This window comes from Aquimarina sp. Aq78 (genome assembly GCF_900299525.1).
Taxonomy (GTDB): Bacteria; Bacteroidota; Bacteroidia; order Flavobacteriales; family Flavobacteriaceae; genus Aquimarina.
This window is the reverse complement of sequence record NZ_OMKA01000001.1, coordinates 580,925-600,704: the sequence shown is the minus strand read 5'-3', so window position 1 is coordinate 600,704 and position 19,780 is coordinate 580,925. Positions and strand designations below refer to the sequence as shown.

Sequence of the window (19,780 nt, the reverse complement as noted above, 5' to 3'; positions counted from 1 at the left end):
AAGAAATTATGATTTCTTGAGAGATGTAATTACCTCATTTACCATAAAAGAGGCTTGCAGGGTCTCGGGATCAATTTCTAAGCTTTCTGCCTCTTCATTTGATTCTTCATAAACTTTCATCGATTCATTTTCATAGTGAACTAATTTCCATGTTGCATCATGGTATTCTAATGAGGTTAGATTTTCTATCCAGTCTCCAGAATTTAAATAAAGACAGGACCCGTTTTTATCCTCATAATTTCGCATTTGGGGTTGATGAATATGACCACATACTACATAGCTGTACTTGTTTTTAACAGCTAACTCTGCAGCAACATCTTCAAAATTATTAATATATTTCACTGCTTTTTTTACGCTATTTTTGATTTTTTTAGAAAGCGAAAATTTTTCTTTTCCTATACGTAGCAAAAACCAATTAATAGCTTGATTAAAAAGAATTAGCATATCATATCCCCAACTACCTAATTTAGCTAACCATTTTGCGTTTTGAATTGAAGCATCAAAAACATCTCCATGAAAAAACCATGCTTTTTTACCATCTAATTCCAAAACGAGTTTATCAACTAATTTAAAATTTCCCATTTGGGCATCACTAAATTTGCGAAGCATCTCGTCGTGATTACCTGTGATATAGATAACCTCTGTTCCTTTTGATGCAAACGAAATGATCTTTTTAATAACCTTAAGATGAGATTTTGGAAAATATCGTTTTCTAAATTGCCAGATATCTATAATATCACCGTTAAGAATAAGAGTTTTTGGTTTGATACTATTTAGATAGTTGAGAAGCTCTTTTGCCTGACATCCATAAGTACCAAGATGGATATCCGAAATCACAACAAGCTCTACAATACGTTTTTTCATATAAAATATGATAATATCACAAATTAAATGAATCTGTTTTCAAAGATAATTATCTTATGATGAGTTTATTGTTATCTGAATTTAATCATTTTAATGATTTGTTATCAAAACATTAAAATTTGATTATTGCTTACAAGTTTTGATAAGAATTGATAGTAAAACTCCAGAGTTGTCATAATTTCTCTAAGAATTTAGTCTATATATCCTACTTAACACACTCTATTAAACAGAATAGTATTGGTTGTGTATGACCGATGATATATGTAGATGTATTAATTATAGAATCAAATTTATATATGAGAAATTATCTAGTATTGGCCCTTATTGTTTGTTGTTTATTATCAAATTGTACTCCTAAAGAATCAATGACTAATGCTTTGGTGTCAAAAGAGGATACCATTGAATCTAAGATTGATAGCATCCTATCAAAAATGACATTAGAAGAAAAGATAGGTCAAACTGCCCAACGTGGAAAATCAAGTAGGGTAAAAGAGTTACCTGTAGAACTCAAGGAGGCTGTAAAAAAAGGAGAAATCGGTTCTTTTCTTAACATTATGAATAAGGATGAAGCCAAAGAATTGCAGCGTATCGCAATGGAGGAGAGCCCTAATAAAATACCATTAATATTTGCAAGAGATGTTATTCATGGTTTTAAAACTATTTTTCCAATTCCATTAGGTCAAGCTGCTTCATTTGACCCAAGTCTGGTGCAAAAAGGAGCCAGAATATCTGCAATCGAAGCTTCTACATATGGTATACGTTGGACATTTGCACCAATGCTGGATATATCCAGGGATCCCAGATGGGGACGTATTGCAGAATCTGCAGGAGAAGATCCATATCTAACAAGTATTATGGGAGAAGCTTATATTAAAGGTTTTCAAGGAGATGATCTGTCATCTTCTACAAGTATAGCTGCTTGTGCAAAACATTTTGTAGGCTATGGAGCGGCTGAAGGAGGAAGAGATTATAACACAGCAAACATCAATGAATTTTCTTTACACAATACATACCTCAAACCGTTTAAAAAAGCAGTGGAAGCTAACGTTGCAACCTTGATGACTGGCTTTAATGATCTTAATGGAGTTCCGGTTTCAGGAAATGAATATCTTTTAAAAGAAGTATTGCGTAATCAGTGGGGTTTTGATGGGTTTGTGGTAAGTGATTGGAACTCTATTATTGAAATGATTCCTCACGGATTTGCAGAAGATGAAGCGGCTGCAGCAGAAAAAGCAGCAAATGCAATGTTGGATATGGAAATGACAAGTATTTCATATCAGAATAATTTGAAGAATTTAATAGAAGAAGGAAAATTTTCTGAAAATCAATTGGATGAAATGGTTAGGAATATTCTTAGAATCAAATTTAAATTAGGATTATTTGATAATCCATACTTCGAATCAGAACTTGATGTACTGTATGCCAAAGAACATCTGGAAACAGCCCAAGAAGCTGCAAAAAAAAGTATGGTATTACTTAAAAATGAAAATCAAATATTACCTCTAAGTGCTAAAAAAAGCTTAGCTATAATTGGTCCTTTAGCAGACGCACCACATGATCAATTAGGCACGTGGACTTTTGATGGAGAAAAAGCACATACGATTACCCCATTAGCATCTTTTAGGGAGGACGATGAACACCCTATTTTATATAGTGAAGGTTTATCATACAGTAGAGATAAATCTAATAAAGGGTTCAATGATGCGATCAAAATAGCTAAAAACTCTGATATCATCGTATTCTTTGGAGGTGAAGAGGCTATTTTGTCTGGGGAAGCTCATAGTAGAGCAAACCTAAACCTTCCCGGTAAACAAGAGCATCTTATTAATGAACTTCATAAAACTGAAAAACCAATAGTGTTAGTGCTAATGGCAGGTAGGCCTATTACATTAGGTAATATTATTGATAAAGTAGATGCGGTATTATTTGCATGGCATCCAGGAACGATGGGAGGCCCTGCAATATTAGATATACTTACAGGTAAAGCTTCACCGTCAGGGCGATTACCAATTACATGGCCCAAAGAAGTAGGTCAAATACCAATATATTATAATCATAAAAATACAGGCCGCCCTACAATTCCTGAAGAATTTGTTCAAATTGACTCTATACCTATAGGAGCATGGCAAAGTTCTCTAGGAAATACATCACATTATTTAGATCTGGGATATTTACCGCAATACCCTTTTGGGTACGGTCTTACATATAGTAATTTTGAATACTCTGACGTTAAAATTTTATCAAATAAGATTAAAGAAAATGTTCCAATTATAGTAAGTGCAAAAATCACAAATACAGGAAATGCAACAGCTGAAGAAGTAGTACAATTATACTTTAGAGATATGGTTGGTAGTATTACTAGGCCTGTAAAAGAATTACTACGTTTTAAGAAAATAGAACTCGAACCTGGAGCCTCAAAAATCGTTGATTTTGTATTTAGTAAGGATGATATTTCGTTTTATGGACTAGATAAAAAGTGGGTTGTAGAACCGGGGAAATTCAAATTATGGGTTGCCAAACACGCTTTAGATCGAACACATGAGTTAGAATTTGTTATAGAATAATTATTGAAGTGGGTTTAAAAAATATATACATCGTTTTTGGGGTTTCAGGATGTGGAAAAACAACCTTAGGTAAAGAGCTAGCAACAACATTAGGAATTCCTTTTTATGATGCAGATGATTTTCATCCAGAAGAAAACATAAAAAAAATGTCTGATGGTATTCCTCTAAATGATAATGATAGAGCTCCGTGGTTACAAATCTTGGCAGATCATATTGTAGATTGGAGTAATGACAAAGGAGCTGTATTAGCTTGTTCTGCGTTAAAACAAAAATATAGAGATGCATTACAACCTGTTGGTCATAGTTATATAAACTGGATTTTTTTAGAAGCCTCATACGAATTGATTTTAAATCGTTTAGAAGCAAGGCAGGGACATTTTTTTAAAAAAGAATTATTAGTATCCCAATTTGAAACTTTAGAAAAACCCGAACATGGAATTTTTATAGATGCAGAACAAAGTATTATAAATAGTATTACTCAAATAAAATTAGAATTGAATATTTCAAAATCACAATTAGGACTTATAGGGCTTGGCGTTATGGGGAAAAGCCTTGCTAAAAATATGCTATCCCGAGGCTTTAGTTTGTCGGTCTATAATCGACAGGTTGACAATAGAGAAGTTGATATCGCCAAACACTTTGTGAATGAGCAATCAAATGATACAAATGTTCTTGGATTTGATAACCTATCATCTTTTGTGAATTCATTAGAACAACCTCGCACAATCATGATCATGGTCAATGCAGGAAAACCTATAGACATGGTAATAGAATCAATATTACCATTGTTATCAAGAGAAGATTGTTTGATTGATGGAGGGAATTCTCATTATAAAAAAACTTTAGAAAGAGAACGATTAGTATCCAAATCTGGAATACATTTTCTTGGAACTGGAGTTTCTGGTGGTGCAGAAGGAGCATTAAAAGGACCATCTATTATGCCAGGAGGGTCGAAAGAAGCATATATGCGTTCGGGAAAATTCTTAGAGGCTATTGCAGCTAGAGATAAAAATAATAATCCATGTTGTACTTATATTGGTCCTGAGGGATCAGGGCACTATGTGAAAATGATTCACAATGGGATAGAATATGCAGAAATGCAGTTATTATCAGAAATATATCATTTTTTGAGATTTTATGAAAATAAAACACCTAAGCAGATTAGTGATGTTTTTGAATCATGGAGAATGAATAAAAAAGATAGTTTCCTTTTAGAAATTACAGTAGATATTCTAAGAAAAATGGAAGGAGAAGAGTTTTTGATTGATAAAATTCTAGATAAAGCGGGACAAAAAGGAACTGGAGGATGGTCAGCAGTATCAGCCTTAGAAATAGGAATGCCAATATCAACCATTTCAGAAGCCGTAATGGCAAGAAATCTTTCAGGAATGAAATCAGAACGTGTTCATGCCTCAGAAATTTATAAATTGGAGCCTTCTACAGGCTTTAATAATGAAGAATTATTAGCTACTTTAGAAAAAGCTTTTTACGCTACAAGTATTATCAATCATGCAATAGGATTTGACCTTATATCACAGGCATCTCAAGAATACCAATGGAATCTTAATTTATCAGAGATAGCAAGAATATGGACCAATGGATGTATTATTCGTAGTGATGTAATGGAGAAAATATCTACCTTATTTAAAGATACTAATCCAATTTCATTGCTTTTGTTTCCAGAAATTGTAGAGGTGATGAAAATTAATATCACCAAATTGACAGATACGGTCGCTATTGCGATGAAAGCTGGGTATCCTTTGCCAGTAATGTCTGCTGCTACAAACTATTTTTTGACCTATACATCAGCGCAATCTTCTGCAAATATGATACAGGCACAACGAGATTATTTTGGAGCACATACATACCAACGAGTTGATGCTCCAATAACCGAATACTTTCACACAAACTGGAAAAGCTAATATATATGGAGTATCAATTACTAATTGCAGTAGGAGTAGGTATTTTTGCTCTACTTTTCATGATTCTAAAATTAAAAATACAGGCTTTTATTGCGCTTCTTATTGTATGTATACTTGTCGGTATCATTGCTGGGTTGTCACCAGAAATGATTCTGGATAGTATAAAAAATGGAATGGGAGGAACTCTAGGTTTTGTGGCTACAGTAGTTGGGTTAGGAGCCTTATTTGGAGGATTATTAGAACATTCTGGCGGAGCTCAAGGCTTAGCAAGATATATATTAAAACTCGCAGGTGAAAAAAATGCATCCTGGGCGATGATGATTACTGGTTTTATTATCGCTATTCCGGTATTCTTTGATGTGGCATTTATCATTTTAGTTCCTGTAGTGTATGCTATTGCGAGAAATACCAAAAAATCGGTATTATTATATGCGATTCCTTTACTAGCAGGGTTAGCTATTACACATAGTTTTATTCCACCAACTCCCGGGCCAGTTGCGGTTGCAGATATTCTTGGGGCTAATTTAGGCTGGGTAATTATCTTAGGGTTTATTACTGGTATCCCTGCCGCGATAATTAGTGGACCCGTTTTTGCAAAATATATTTCTAAGAAAATAAGCGTTTCGATACCAAAACAAGGCGTAAATATCCTAGAAGATAAAGAATATCCTAGTCCAATCACTATTATAGCAATTATAGCATTACCAATTCTTTTAATCGTTTTAAAAACTGTTTTTCTTGGAGATTGGATGGGTGAGAATTTTTTGCCAGAATCAGTAACATATAGTATTGCATTACTGGGGCATCCATTTACTGCTTTAATTATAGCAAACCTCCTTGCATGGTATATTTTAGGAATTAAAAGAGGAACAGGAAGAGACGAATTATTAAAATTGTCTATGAAATCTTTTCAACCCGCGGGAGCTATAATATTGCTTACTGGGGCAGGAGGAGCTTTTAAGCAAATCTTGGTAGACACTAAAGCAGGGGAGATATTAGCTTCTTCGCTACAAGGATCGTTTATACACCCTTTACTATTTGCTTTTATAGTAGCGGCTTTGATACGTATACTTCAAGGATCAGCCACAACAGCAATGATTGCTGCTGCTGGAATAGCATCTCCAATTATTTTAGCTGGTGATTTTAGTGCTGCTCAAATTGCACTATTTGTTATATCAATAGCTTCTGGAGCGACTATTTTATCACATGTTAATGATAGTGGGTTTTGGTTAGTAGGACAATACCTCGGTTTAACCGAAAAACAAACATTTCACTCATGGACAGTAATGACCACTTTGATTGCGTGCACAGGCTTAGTGATGTCCTTGTTATTGTGGTATATATTTTAGTCGTAATATTCAAACACCTAATTAATTTATTATGAATAAGACCATGACAGAATTTCTACCATCGTCTTTGATCAGTAAATCAGCAAATATTATAAATCAGAACGACAATTGATAGGGTTTTCTTAGATGGAAATATCCTGTTTTCAGTAAGGGTATAAATTGATGCAATTTTTAACTTTTAGTAAAAAATGAATTTTGATTCAATTTTTGTAAATGAAACCCGATTTTTTATATCATAATACTACTGTATTTTTGAAGATTAAAAATTACATTTGCTAAAAATTGTATGCATGGCAGGAAATACATTTGGTAACCTATTTAAGGTAACTACTTTTGGAGAATCACACGGAGTAGCAATTGGCGGAGTCATTGATGGTTGCCCCGCTGGTGTAACACTTGACTTAGAAGCTATCCAACAAGAACTGGATCGTCGTAAACCTGGCCAGTCGGCTATTGTTACACAACGTAAAGAACCCGATAGTGTGGAGTTTTATTCTGGCATTTTTGAAGGCGTTACGACAGGAACTCCAATTGGTTTTGCGATTAAAAATGCAAATCAAAAATCTAAAGATTATTCTCATATTAAAGATTCTTACCGCCCGTCTCATGCAGATTATACCTATGATCAGAAATATGGTATTAGAGATTATAGAGGAGGAGGACGTTCTTCTGCTCGTGAAACAGCAAGTAGAGTAGTAGCAGGAGCAATCGCTAAACAAGTATTGTCTGATATAAAATTTAATGCTTATGTAAGTGGTGTTGGTGCTATTAAATTAGAGAAAAGCCATACCGAACTTGATTTGTCATTAACAGAAAGTAATATTGTAAGATGCCCGGATCCTGAGTTGGCTTCGGAAATGGAACACTACATCAAGGAAATTAGAAAAGAAGGAGATACCGTTGGCGGAATTGTAAGCTGTGTTATTTCTGGTGCACCTGTGGGATTAGGAGAACCGGCTTTTGATAAGTTACATGCCGAATTAGGGAAGGCAATGTTATCAATTAATGCAGTTAAAGGGTTTGAGTATGGAAGTGGTTTTGCTGGATCAGAGCTAAAAGGAAGTCAGCATAATGATCTTTTTAATACCGATGGAACTACACAAACTAATCTATCTGGTGGTATACAAGGAGGAATTTCTAATGGGATGGATATCTATTTTAATGTAGCCTTTAAACCAGTAGCTACAATTATGCAGGATCAGGAGACTATTGATAAAGATGGTAATATCGTTACTATGCAGGGAAAAGGACGACATGACCCTTGTGTTGTGCCTAGAGCTGTGCCTATTGTTGAAGCTATGGCTGCCCTGGTACTTGTTGATTATTGGTTAATGAATAGAACAATTAAGAAATAAATTAATACCAGGTAATCTGGTTTTAATACAAGATGATAAATTAAAATTACAGGTCTGTAAAACACTGATATACTAAAAAAACAGACCTTTTATTTCGTATTTCGTAATTTCTATCCCTTTTTATTATTTTAAATTTATATCTTGGACGCTGTTTTGGCTTAAAAAATAAATTCTTCACATGAAAAAAATCGCACTGCATTGGAAAATTATGATCGGAATGATACTTGGTATCTTATTCGGATTTTTAATGACAACACTTTCATGGGGAAAGGGATTTACAGGAGATTGGATTGCACCTTTAGGAACCATATTTGTAAATCTATTAAAGCTAATTGCAGTTCCATTAATTTTGGCTTCTTTGATCAAAGGAATCTCTGATCTAAAAGATATTTCAAAATTTAAACTGATAGGAGGAAGAACTATCGTTATTTATATCTTAACTACAGTAATTGCAATAACCATTGGTTTACTATTGGTAAATACTTTTAAACCAGGAAATGGGATTACTACTGAAACAATAGAAAAACTAACTACAGAATATGCTGGTAACGCTAAAATATCTGAGCGTATAGCTGAGGCAGGTAAGCAAAAACAAAGCGGTCCTTTACAATTTATTGTTGATATGGTACCTGAAAATGCTTTTAAAGCAATGAGCAATAATAAGATGATGTTGCAAGTGATATTCTTTGCGATTTTTCTTGGTATCAGTATGTTATTAATAAAGCCTTCACAATCAGAACCTCTCAAAAAATTCTTTGATAGTCTTAATGATGTAGTATTAAAAATGGTTGATTTAATTATGCTTACGGCACCATATGCTGTTTTTGCATTATTAGCCAATGTAGTAGTTACTTCTGATGATCCTGATATATTGTTGGCATTATTAAAATATGCCGGTGTTGTCGTATTTGGATTAGGTTTAATGATTGTATTTTATTGTATGCTGGTAGCTGTTATTACCAAAAAATCACCATTATGGTTTTTAAAAGAAATCAGTCCGGCACAATTATTAGCGTTTTCAACTAGTTCTAGCGCAGCTACACTTCCTGTTACTATGGAAAGAGTAGAAGAGCATATTGGTGTAGATAAAGAAGTATCTAGTTTTGTATTACCCGTTGGTGCGACTATCAATATGGATGGCACCAGTTTGTATCAGGCAGTAGCTTCTGTATTTATTATGCAAGTGCTTTGGCCAGAAGGATTAACGTTTAGCAATCAAATTACTATTGTATTAACCGCTTTATTGGCTTCAATAGGATCAGCAGCTGTTCCCGGAGCAGGGATGGTAATGCTGGTTATTGTATTGGAAGCAATTGGTTTCCCGTCGGATAAATTACCAATTGGTTTGGCACTAATCTTTGCAGTAGACAGACCATTAGATATGTTAAGAACGACAGTTAATGTTACTGGAGATGCTACTGTATCTATGATTGTAGCAAAATCAGTTGGAAAATTGGGTGAACCCCATGTAAAAGAATGGGATGATGATTATCAGGGATAGGTTTGAATTAAAAAATTATTTCTATTTAGCTAACGGCCCAGTTTTTAAGTAATTCAAATAATAATGGATATTCCGTTTCTCTTTCGGGATTCCACATCATAGTCAGTTGTGCCTTTTGTTTTATATTTTTTAATTCAATTATTTTTATAGGAAACTCATGTCCCTGTAGTGAAGATACTGGTTCGAAGGAGATTCCTAATCCAGCTTCGACAAGCCTGAAACTGGTACTTGCAGAATCAGTTTCGTGAACAATTTTTGGTGCAAAACCAGCGTCAATACAGATAGACTCCAGGATATGAACATAATTAGGGCCATCTGCTACCGATGGAAATATGAACTCCTCATTAGAAAAGACAGAGAAATCTGTATAATTATGTTTATCGATAGGATGATTTTCTGGTAGTAATATTAAAAAATTATCAATACGAAGTACTTTACTTTTTAAGTTAAAAGGAACCATTGGGTTTGTAGCAAAGCCAATATCTAATTCGTTTTGTTGTAATGCCAAATATTGATCACGGTTATTCATTTCTTTTAAAACCGCTTTTATACCAGGTATTTGATAATTAATTGTTTTTAAAATTTCGGGCAAAATCGTTTGCATTATAGAATGAGTAAAGCCTATGTTAATCTCTCCGGCATGCCCATTGTGAATATTCACAGTTTGTTTTTTTATCCTTTCTAATTGAGCAAGTTGTTTTTTTACTTCTTTTACAAAATATTGCCCGGCAGGAGTAAGTTTTACGTTACGTTTGTCTCTTGTAAATAGAATAGCCCCAATCTGTTCTTCTAGCTGCTTAATTTGCCTACTTAAGGCTGGTTGAACAATGTTTAGTTCTTCTGCCGCTCTTGTAAAATTTAGCTTTTCTGATAATATAACTACACTTTTTATTTGCTGAAGAGTCATTTATAACTTTTTGTTATTAATCTATCAAAATTAAGTATTTTTTATTATAAATGTAGATAGCTAATTTTGAAATGTTTAAATGTTTGTTTAATCCATAAGATATAATTCTAATACACAATATGCAGAATACAATACCAAAAACAGATATATTAGAGAAAGCTTATGATCCTTCAGATTTTAGAAAGATGGGGCATCAAGTTATTGATTTACTAGCTGATCATTTAGAGAAAGTCCAGACTGATCGAGGACATCCTGTACTACCTTTTCGTAATCCAGATGAAGAATTATCCTATTGGAAACAAGATTTTGCATCAGATTCGGGAACACTAGATGTATTTAAAAACATTTTAGATCACTCAATACAGGTACATCATCCAAGATATATTGGTCATCAAGTAGCAGTCCCTGCATTGGTTTCAACTTTGGCTGGACTGATGTCCGATTTATTAAGTAATGGTACTGGTGTATATGAAATGGGAATGGCGGCTAATGCTATTGAAAAAATTGTTACTGATTTTGTAGCAAAAAAAATTGGATACACTGCAGAAACTTCTGGTTTTCTTACTTCGGGAGGCACTTTGGCTAATCTCACTGCATTATTGGCTGCGCGTAAAGCCAAAGCCCCATCTGCCGTTTGGGAACGAGGGCATCAGGAAAAGTTGGCAATTCTGGTTTCTGAAGAAGCGCATTATTGCATTGATAGAGCGGCTAGAATTCTTGGTTTAGGAAGCGAAGGGATTATCAAAGTACCAGTGGATAAAGATTTTAAAATAGATACAAGTGTATTAAATAAGTATCTGGATAAAGCTAAATGTGATGGGTTTCATGTGATTGCACTAATTGGTTGTGCTTCTTCTACTGCTACCGGATCATATGATGATTTGGAAGCATTAGCTGATTTTGCCGAACTAAATAACTTGTGGTTTCATATAGATGGAGCACATGGAGGAGGAGTGGTATTCTCAAAAAAATATCAACATCTGACCAATGGAATATCTCGTGCCGATTCTGTAGTTATAGATTTTCATAAAATGTTAATGACTCCAGCTTTAAACACAGCGTTAATTTTTAAGAAAGGAGAAAATGCATATCAAACATTTGCTCAAAAAGCTCAATATCTTTGGGATTCTCAGCATACCAGAGAATGGTACAATTCGGGGAAACGAACTTTTGAATGCACAAAATTAATGATGTCTATTAAGGTGTATACAATCCTTAAAACTTATGGAGAAGAAATATTCGAGAAGAATATTGATAGACTTTATGACCTGGGTTCGATCTTTGCAAAAATGGTAAGTGAGCGACCTTCTTTCGAGTTAGCACTAGAGCCAGAAGCAAATATTATTAATTTCAGATATATCAAAACCGATAATAAAGATCTTAATACCCTTAACAATGCTATTCGTCAAATGTTAGTGAAATCTGGTAAATTTTATATTGTTCAAACAACAATAGGAGAGCATCGTTATTTAAGAACTACAATTATGAATCCATTGACCCAGAAAGATGACCTGGTAGCTCTTTTAGACGAAATAGAGCACATTGCAGAAACTTTGATTTAGTTAGATTCTGATAAAATGATATGGTTATATATTTTGATATTTAACATTTGTTAACGCAACGGATACTAAATGTAATTCATCTACTGTTATATAGATAGTAACCAAAAATAGTTGAGATGAAACATTTTATTTATATAGTGTTCTTATTTGCAATGATAGGTTGTAGTGGAGATGATGATGGTAACCCGGTTGATCCGGCTCCTAATCCATCTGGTTTGACAGGAATTTGGAATTTAGTAAACATTACAGGAGGGTTTGCAGGTGTAAATGAGAATTTTGAAAAAGGAATTATTGTTTGGGATTTTGATGATACTAAAAAAAGAGTTGAAGTAACAAATAATAATGCTGCTAGTTCTTCTATCGAAGATTTATTTCCAACGGGAACCTATACTTTTTCGATTGTTACTATAGATGGTAATAAAGAACTGATCGTCAATGACAGAAACTTAGGCAATTTTGAGATTACGACTGATGAGTTTATCATTGACGAGCAGTTTAAAGATGGTTTTCGGTATACATTTCAACGTTAAAGATTAATCTGCTTGTTTTTTGGGTATTTAATCTGGTAAGAGAATTGTTTTTCTGCTTTTTGGTTAGAAGAAATATTTAGTTTCCAGATCATAATACCGGTTTTGGTATCATACTTAGCATTACCAGAATTTATATTATCCAATTTGATTTCTTTATTTTGTGAAACAGGCATGCGATCTTCTAGAGTAATAAAGATTTTGTTTTGTTTGTTATTCTTGATGCTTATTTTGTATCCACGATTTATGATTTTATTATTTCCTATAAAGGATTTGCTTTTAAAATTATCGAGTAGTTCTCTTTTTACGACAATATTAGGGTCGACACCTAGAGAAATGGTTAAACTATCTGTTGTGGCCAGAGGATCAATATTTGTTTTACCGGCAAAACTACCTTCAAAATAGATATTTGCTTCTCCTGCTAAGAGATTAAATTGTTCCCAATTCCCTAATTTTGCGGTAAGAAATACGTTTTCATTGAGTTCTGGTGCAGTATAGTATTGATAATCAGCATTCATATCAAATTCATCAATAGCAATTACGGTAATATCGGCATTAGAATTAATAGTGTATTTCTTTTTGATCTTAAATCGGGTACTGGTTATTCCCGACTCTTTGGTTTCGACGATTTGGTTGTACTCTTTTTTTTCTTCCTTTCTTTTGGTAGAAGAAAGACCTAGAACTTTTCCTCGTAATTTAGAAGTAACAACTACTTCATCTAATTGATTAGAATCCATTTCTAGAGCTATATTTATTGATGACGAGTGGATAGGAATTGTTTTGTTGGTAAACCCGAGAGAGGAAAAAGAAAGTTCTCGACCACCCTGTATATTAATGGTGTATCTACCATCAAAATCTGTTTGTGTGCCATTAGTTGTTCCTTTTTCTATGATATTGACCCCGGGTAGAGGCATTCCCTGTTCATCTGTAATGATCCCAGATACTCTTCTTATGGTTGGATTGTATTTATAGGAATATTTATTAACTGTATTAGCTTTTCTATATCCTCGATATGTAAAATTTAAATATTTTGGACTTAGATCGGGTTTCAAATTATTAGTATTAGGGTCTCCTGTAGATAAAATGATATTTGCATTTTTCCAATCTGTACCCGTTTGTTGATATACATTTGCTTTATAGGTTATGTTAAGTGGCGACTCTGTGCTATTTGATTTAATATCATATAGAGGAAACCATCCAGCATTAGCAACGTTATATCGTATTTCTAAGATTAAATTAGAGGCAATAGGGGAGTCTAGTTTTAATTTGATCTCACCTCGTTCTTCTTTGGTATGGTCTTCAAGTTTATTGATCTCATTTTTAAGATCTTGAATTTGATTATTTAGATCATTTACCTTTTGATTGAGCGTGTATATTTCGTTTTCTATTGCTGTTGATCTTTCTCGATAATAAGCAGAAATTTCTTTTACTTTTTCTAAGGAAATAGGAGTAGCATCACTTCCAATACGTTGATTGTTATTTAAAAGTTTTTGTTCTTGTTGAAGACCCGATACATTATTATTAAAATTATTTTTTTGCTGTAATATTGACTTTAGTTGTTTTTTAAAAGATGCTAACTCTTCAGAATCTTTTTTCTTTTCGAGATAATTAATTGCGAAATTTATGGCAAGAATAGATGTATTCTTTAATCCAGATATTTGAATACTGTTTTCATCGATATTGGGAGATAAGTCTGATAATATAATCTCATTCGTACCTGAAGTTAGATTCACAGAGGCTATTCGTTTTATTTGTGCTCCTTCAAGATACACGGTTACCTCTTCTATTGTAGTTTCGGCTTTTTTTTCAGCACCGGATGCTATTATAAATGAAAAAAACAAAAATAGTAATGTATAGGTTTTCATAGTAGTATGGTTTTAATTACAAGGCGAATGTATAGTCTTGTCTTTCTTATAAAAACCAGAATTGAGTGAATTACCCTTTTGATTTAGGTAACGCTTCTTTTTAAAGTTGTTCGTTTGTGTTTTTAGCAGGGGAAAAACCCCCTGAGCATTCTTAGTTAAAATCCCCTTACGCTGTATCGTTCTTATCTATACATTTGAAGTATCACATAAACACTCATAAAGATGAAACGGCTTTTACTACCCATAGTGCTTATTACCTTTGCAGTAATATGTCTCAGTATTGTGCATATTGATAATATTAATAAGTTAGATGCTCAATCAAATGAGCTCAGAAAAAAATATCAAACTGAACATACGGTAAAGCATAGAACGAATGGTTCTTCGGTTATTACACCGGAGACTAAATGAAGGAATGTAGATAATGATTCAATTACTATTGATCTATAAAAAGAGCATTGAGCTCTGGGGTTGGAATCATACAACTTTCTTTTTTGCCAAACCATTTATATCTGTTTTTGGCAATAATGTCATAGATCCAATCTCTAAGGAATCTCGGTAAAATAAGAAAAACCGAAAGTAAGGGATATATACCAGACAGCTGTCTTGCAATATGTAAAGCAGCTGTTGATTTATAATAGTAAGCAATATTTGGATCAATTAATAGTATAGAATCTAGTTTTGTAGGATCAATATTTCTCTCTGCAATTAATCTTTTTCCAATTTTGCTTTGTAATGGAGCATAGCGAAATACATCATTTTTATCTCGTTTAATAGTAAATAAGACAGCAGTGTTGCATAAGTTACAAACACCATCAAATAATATAATTTTTTTTCCATCTTCAACCATACTACAAAGATAATGAGAATATATATTATTAATAATCAATTATCAATACATTAAGAGTCATTTCGCAATTACAGAATTAATAACTTGTTGTGTAGTAATCTGAAGGTTTTTAGGAAGTTTATTGTCTTTTGGTAAAACAGCAAGATAACGATCATTATTTGAATCATAAACCTGCTTGAAAACAGGATCATCTAATTGTAAGGCATCACAAATTTCTTTAACTAGATCTAGATGATAAATAAGATCAGTACTCCCAAGATGAAAGATTCCTTTCTTATTGCGATTAATGATATAATGTATTTGCAGTGTTAATTTTGATATAGAAGTTGCATTAATAATTACATTAGGAAAAACTTCTATTGGTGCTCTAAGGTCGTGAAGAGTTTTAAGCTCTTGTACTCTTGGAGTTGTAGAGCCAAAAATCATAGGTACACGAGCTATTACGTATTTATGAGCAGGCAATCGTAATAGTGCATTTTCAATTTTGATCTTAAATCTTCCAAAAACGCTATCACTAAGCGTTTTGTCATATTCGTATGATGGATAGTTACTAAAAGAGTCAAATACATTAGCACTGGATATAAAAACAAGTCGGCATTTATGTTTTTGAATCCATTGTATTATACGTTGGTGTGCATCCAATTGTGAATTAAAGTTACCTCTAAGGGTAGTAATAATAATGGTAGGCTTAAGATTATCCAGTAAAATAGAGATATCTTCCATTTCCATATCATACTGAAAGAACTTTTGATTTTTTTCAAAAAAAGTATTATCCGTATGATATGTACCATAGGTATCAAAATAAGAATTAAGCTCTTTATATAGCGCATTTCCTATAAAACCACTGGCTCCTATGATTAAAATTCTTTTCAATGTTAATTGTGTAAAAAAAATTAAGTTCCAAATATTACTACTGTAACTTTGAAACTTAACTATACTATTTTTATTGTAAAACTATCCTTTATAGAAAGGCAATTTTACCACTGTTGCAGGAATTGCGTTTTTACGTACCTGAATATTTATTTTGCTTCCCGGTTTAGCAAAAACCGATGGAACGTACCCAAGACCGATTCCTTTTCCTAAAGAAGGCGACATAGTACCAGAAGTTACTATTCCAATACTGTTTCCGTTTCCGTCTACAATATCATAATCATGACGAGGAATACCGCGTTCGTCCAGCTCAAAACCAATTAATTTACGCTCTGCACCATGCTCTTTTTCTTTGGCTAAGGCTTCTGCATTAATAAAATCTTTTGAGAATTTAGTAACCCACCCTAATCCAGCTTCAATAGGAGAGGTAGTGTCATTAATATCATTGCCATAAAGACAATACCCCATTTCTAATCTCAATGTATCTCTGGCAGCAAGACCAATTGGCTTAATATCATAATCCGCTCCAGCTTCTAATACCTTACTCCAGATTTGTTCTACTTCAGAATTTTTGCAATAGATTTCAAAACCACCACTACCGGTATATCCTGTAGCAGAAATAATAACATGTTCTATGCCTGCAAAATCAGATACTTCAAAAGTGTAAAACTTCATTGCTTCAAGATCAACAGAGGTTAAAGATTGCATAGCAGCTGCAGCTTTTGGCCCTTGTATAGCTAATAAAGAATATTCATCAGATAGATCACGCATATCAGCGTTCATTGTATTGTGGCTGCTTATCCAATCCCAATCTTTTTTGATATTAGATGCATTGACAACCATAAGATATTTTTGATCAGCAATTCTATATACAATTAAATCATCAACAACCCCACCTTTATCATTTGGTAAATAACTGTATTGTGCTTTTCCGTCTACTAACTTAGAAGCATCATTAGAAGTTACTTTCTGGATAAGATCTAATGCGTTAGGACCGGTAATAAGAAACTCTCCCATATGAGATACATCAAAAACCCCAACACTTTTACGTACTGTCTCGTGTTCTATATTTACACCTTCGTAAGATACGGGCATATTATAACCAGCAAAAGGAACCATTTTAGCTCCCAAAGCAGTATGAATTTCTGTCAAAGCAGTATTTTGCATAATAAGATGATTTAGTGTTATCAAATTGACGCCGAATGTAAAAAACTTTGTGTAGGTATCCAATGCTTTTTTGGTATAATCCTAATAAATCATCGGTTTGACATCATATTGATGGTTAAAAATTTAATTATATAAAAGGTACAAAATAATTTTAAGAGCTCTTCTATTTCACAGCATTTAGTAACTTTAAAGAGTGTTATTAATTTATTGTAAATGCATTTTAATTATGTCAACAGGATATTCGGGTACACCTCTAGCAAAAAAACTAGGAATTAAAGAGGATAATATACTAATGCTATATAAACAACCAAATCATTATTACACTCTTTTTTCAGATTTACCAAAAGGGATTGAAGAGGTGAAACAGCCTAAAAATGAAAGTGTAGATTTTATTCATATTTTTTGTACCACTTTTAAGGAATTACAGGAAGTAGCGGTTATTTATAAAATTGCTTTAAAAAAGAAGGGAATGCTATGGGTTAGTTGGCCTAAAGGAAGCTCATCCATCCCTACAGACCTTAAAAGAGATCCTATAAGAAATTACCTAATTAGTATAGGGTTAGTTGATGTAAAAGTGGCAGCAATAGATGAAGATTGGAGTGGATTAAAATTTGTATACAGAATCAAGGATAGAAATTAATGGAATAAAACTTTCTTGTTATACTTCTTTTTAATGCCTTTAGAAAAAAACAAAAAATCAATAAAAACCCTGCATATATATGTATATGTCAGAAGAAAGTTGATGGTTTTGTGAAAATGAAATTTTTAATGTTAATTATTTGTTGTAGTATCGTTAAAAAAAAATATTTACCTTTATCATGAATTATTGTACTAGTGAAAAAGGAATCGCAAATATCACAAAGCTTTTTCATTAAGAATATAAATGAAGGAAATGAAGAAGCCTTCAAAATTCTTTTTGAACTTTATTATAGTAAGTTATTATATGTAGCTCAAAGCTATGTTTCTAATAAAGAAGAAGCAGAAGAGATAGTACAGGACGTATTTGTGAAAATCTGGAAAAACAAGAAGAATATTACCACTAATATTAATGGATACCTATTTAGGAGCACTAAAAATTCCTGCCTGGATTATTTACGATCCAAAAAATATAAGCTTAATCGCTCGAATAATATAGTGCAACTTGAAGCATTTATAAATCATAGTGCACTTGCAGATAAAGATGCTTCTTCTATACTAGAGAAAGAATTAGAACAAAGAATACAGACGGGTATTGAATTACTTCCCAAAAAATGCAAAAAAGTTTTTGTAAAAAGCCGGATTGAAGGTTTAAAGAATAGAGAAATATCTGATGAATTAGATATTTCAATTAAAACTGTAGAGAATCATATGTCTAAAGCTATAAAGCATATGAGGCTACATCTACGCGAATTTTTATCTTTTTTTTAAAAAAAAACCAAAAATAATTGGGGGGGTAATACGTATTTGTACGTCTGTATAAATATAAGACTGTAATTAATGCAAGAAAAAGACCTTATAAAGTATATAAAGGGAGATACCAGTCCTGATGAAAAGAAATTAGTAATTGAATGGATCAAGAAAGATAACGAGCATCAAAAACAATTCAATTTATTAAAAGCAGAATATGTTGCTTCTACTTTGGATTCGTTAAGTGATATGGACGTTAATGTTCAATACCAACGCTTTTCTTCAAAGAAATCTAAGAAAAGAAGATATTACTATGCAGCTATTGCAGCATCGATAATAGTCCCTTTTATGTCGTGGTATATGTTCACATCTTTTCCTGATAACGATTTGATTGTTGATACTACAGAAATTTTTAGCACCACCACCAAGCATGTAACTACAAGCCATGGTGGGTACAAAACAGTAGTCTTACCTGATGGTTCTACTATTGTATTAAATGCAAATAGTAGTCTTACTTATCCTAATACATTTACAGATAGTATAAGAAAAGTTACTTTAATAGGAGAAGCATTTTTTGATATAAAGAGAGATGTTACCAAACCTTTTATAGTTACTACCGACCATATCAATATTAGAGTTTTGGGTACATCATTTAATGTAAAATCCTATCCAAAAGACGAAAAAATTGAAACTACATTGGTGACAGGAAAAGTTGAAGTTTTTCAACAACAAATAGAAAAACCCATCGTTTTAGAACCGTCCCAGAGGGCAGTTTTTGATAAAGAAAAAAGTAATATCAAAGTGGATAGAGTAGATTCTAAAAATATAGTTGCCTGGCAAGAAGGTAAATTAATTTTTGATAAAACCCCATTAAAACAAGTTGTATTAGATCTAAACAGAAAATATAATGTAGAGTTTGTAATTAAATCTGATTCACTTCTACAGTATAAGTATACAGGAGAGTTTGATAACCTTACCCTAAAAGAGGTTTTAGAACTCCTTAAAATGTCTTCACCTATTAATTATAAAAATGTAAACAACAAAGTCATGCTAAATTCAGAATAATAAATAGAGAAGAGGATGCGGCAACATCC

16 protein-coding genes are annotated in these 19,780 nt (G+C 32.8%); 10 read left to right on the top strand and 6 right to left on the bottom strand.

Going from position 1 to position 19,780, the window contains the following annotated elements; all coding sequences use genetic code 11:
• Positions 1–6: 6 nt before the first annotated feature.
• Complete coding sequence (locus DG435_RS02555) at positions 7–864, bottom strand: UDP-2,3-diacylglucosamine diphosphatase (RefSeq protein ID WP_106791291.1); 858 nt, start codon at positions 862–864, stop codon at positions 7–9.
• Positions 865–1,160: 296 nt separating this feature from the next.
• On the opposite strand from DG435_RS02555, the gene bglX reads away from it, so the two are divergent.
• From bglX to DG435_RS02530, 5 genes are all read left to right on the top strand, one after another.
• Positions 1,161–3,428 carry a beta-glucosidase BglX gene (bglX, locus tag DG435_RS02550; protein WP_106791399.1) on the top strand — a complete coding sequence of 756 codons (2,268 nt, stop codon included), beginning with the start codon at positions 1,161–1,163 and terminating at the stop codon, positions 3,426–3,428.
• A gap of 8 nt (positions 3,429–3,436) precedes the next feature.
• A complete protein-coding gene (gene gndA, locus DG435_RS02545; protein ID WP_199852638.1) occupies positions 3,437–5,350 on the top strand; it encodes an NADP-dependent phosphogluconate dehydrogenase in 1,914 nt (637 codons plus the stop codon).
• Between the two features lie 5 nt (positions 5,351–5,355).
• Entirely contained in the window at positions 5,356–6,699 is a 1,344-nt protein-coding gene (locus DG435_RS02540) for a GntP family permease (RefSeq protein WP_106791292.1), read from the top strand.
• A 290-nt stretch (positions 6,700–6,989) separates the two neighbouring features.
• On the top strand, positions 6,990–8,054 hold the full coding sequence (gene aroC, locus DG435_RS02535) for a chorismate synthase (RefSeq protein ID WP_106791293.1): 1,065 nt from the start codon (positions 6,990–6,992) through the stop codon (positions 8,052–8,054).
• 178 nt (positions 8,055–8,232) lie between these two features.
• Positions 8,233–9,555 carry a dicarboxylate/amino acid:cation symporter gene (locus DG435_RS02530; protein ID WP_106791294.1) on the top strand — a complete coding sequence of 441 codons (1,323 nt, stop codon included), beginning with the start codon at positions 8,233–8,235 and terminating at the stop codon, positions 9,553–9,555.
• Positions 9,556–9,580: 25 nt separating this feature from the next.
• On the opposite strand, the gene DG435_RS02525 is transcribed toward DG435_RS02530, so the two are convergent.
• Positions 9,581–10,462, bottom strand: a complete 882-nt coding sequence (locus tag DG435_RS02525; RefSeq protein ID WP_106791295.1) for a LysR family transcriptional regulator — start codon at positions 10,460–10,462, stop codon at positions 9,581–9,583.
• A gap of 119 nt (positions 10,463–10,581) precedes the next feature.
• On the opposite strand from DG435_RS02525, the gene DG435_RS02520 reads away from it, so the two are divergent.
• Entirely contained in the window at positions 10,582–12,024 is a 1,443-nt protein-coding gene (locus DG435_RS02520; protein ID WP_106791296.1) for an aminotransferase class I/II-fold pyridoxal phosphate-dependent enzyme, read from the top strand.
• 116 nt (positions 12,025–12,140) lie between these two features.
• Positions 12,141–12,554, top strand: a complete 414-nt coding sequence (locus DG435_RS02515) for a hypothetical protein (protein ID WP_159025454.1) — start codon at positions 12,141–12,143, stop codon at positions 12,552–12,554.
• Here the strand turns inward: DG435_RS02515 and DG435_RS02510 are convergent.
• The 4 genes from DG435_RS02510 to gcvT all read right to left on the bottom strand — a co-directional run bounded on the left by DG435_RS02510 (position 12,551) and on the right by gcvT (position 17,300).
• Complete coding sequence (locus DG435_RS02510; protein ID WP_106791298.1) at positions 12,551–14,416, bottom strand: DUF4139 domain-containing protein; 1,866 nt, start codon at positions 14,414–14,416, stop codon at positions 12,551–12,553. The two genes, DG435_RS02515 and DG435_RS02510, sit on opposite strands and share 4 nt — an antisense overlap.
• Positions 14,417–14,849: 433 nt before the next feature.
• A complete protein-coding gene (locus tag DG435_RS02500; protein ID WP_106791300.1) occupies positions 14,850–15,263 on the bottom strand; it encodes a thiol-disulfide oxidoreductase DCC family protein in 414 nt (137 codons plus the stop codon).
• Positions 15,264–15,320: 57 nt separating this feature from the next.
• Positions 15,321–16,136, bottom strand: coding sequence for a sugar nucleotide-binding protein (locus tag DG435_RS02495; RefSeq protein ID WP_106791301.1), 816 nt, complete (start codon positions 16,134–16,136; stop codon positions 15,321–15,323).
• Positions 16,137–16,217: 81 nt separating this feature from the next.
• A complete protein-coding gene (gcvT, locus tag DG435_RS02490; RefSeq protein WP_106791302.1) occupies positions 16,218–17,300 on the bottom strand; it encodes a glycine cleavage system aminomethyltransferase GcvT in 1,083 nt (360 codons plus the stop codon).
• A 226-nt stretch (positions 17,301–17,526) separates the two neighbouring features.
• Here gcvT and DG435_RS02485 point away from each other — a divergent pair, with 226 nt between their 5' ends.
• From DG435_RS02485 to DG435_RS02475, 3 genes are all read left to right on the top strand, one after another.
• On the top strand, positions 17,527–17,940 hold the full coding sequence (locus DG435_RS02485) for a DUF3052 domain-containing protein (protein ID WP_106791303.1): 414 nt from the start codon (positions 17,527–17,529) through the stop codon (positions 17,938–17,940).
• Between the two features lie 194 nt (positions 17,941–18,134).
• Positions 18,135–18,707 (top strand): RNA polymerase sigma-70 factor, encoded by a 573-nt coding sequence (locus DG435_RS02480; protein ID WP_159025455.1) that lies wholly within the window; start codon positions 18,135–18,137, stop codon positions 18,705–18,707.
• A 69-nt stretch (positions 18,708–18,776) separates the two neighbouring features.
• Positions 18,777–19,751, top strand: coding sequence for a FecR family protein (locus DG435_RS02475; RefSeq protein WP_106791305.1), 975 nt, complete (start codon positions 18,777–18,779; stop codon positions 19,749–19,751).
• Positions 19,752–19,780 lie beyond the last annotated feature (29 nt).

Coding starts and splice junctions, on each gene's coding strand:
- bglX (WP_106791399.1), top strand. CDS start 1,161: ATGAGAAATTATCTAGTATTGGCCCTTATTGTTTGTTGTTTATTATCA.
- DG435_RS02555 (WP_106791291.1), bottom strand. CDS start 864: ATGAAAAAACGTATTGTAGAGCTTGTTGTGATTTCGGATATCCATCTT.
- DG435_RS02510 (WP_106791298.1), bottom strand. CDS start 14,416: ATGAAAACCTATACATTACTATTTTTGTTTTTTTCATTTATAATAGCA.
- DG435_RS02520 (WP_106791296.1), top strand. CDS start 10,582: ATGCAGAATACAATACCAAAAACAGATATATTAGAGAAAGCTTATGAT.
- DG435_RS02500 (WP_106791300.1), bottom strand. CDS start 15,263: ATGGTTGAAGATGGAAAAAAAATTATATTATTTGATGGTGTTTGTAAC.
- aroC (WP_106791293.1), top strand. CDS start 6,990: ATGGCAGGAAATACATTTGGTAACCTATTTAAGGTAACTACTTTTGGA.
- DG435_RS02475 (WP_106791305.1), top strand. CDS start 18,777: ATGCAAGAAAAAGACCTTATAAAGTATATAAAGGGAGATACCAGTCCT.
- gcvT (WP_106791302.1), bottom strand. CDS start 17,300: ATGCAAAATACTGCTTTGACAGAAATTCATACTGCTTTGGGAGCTAAA.
- DG435_RS02515 (WP_159025454.1), top strand. CDS start 12,141: ATGAAACATTTTATTTATATAGTGTTCTTATTTGCAATGATAGGTTGT.
- DG435_RS02540 (WP_106791292.1), top strand. CDS start 5,356: ATGGAGTATCAATTACTAATTGCAGTAGGAGTAGGTATTTTTGCTCTA.
- DG435_RS02485 (WP_106791303.1), top strand. CDS start 17,527: ATGTCAACAGGATATTCGGGTACACCTCTAGCAAAAAAACTAGGAATT.
- DG435_RS02530 (WP_106791294.1), top strand. CDS start 8,233: ATGAAAAAAATCGCACTGCATTGGAAAATTATGATCGGAATGATACTT.
- DG435_RS02525 (WP_106791295.1), bottom strand. CDS start 10,462: ATGACTCTTCAGCAAATAAAAAGTGTAGTTATATTATCAGAAAAGCTA.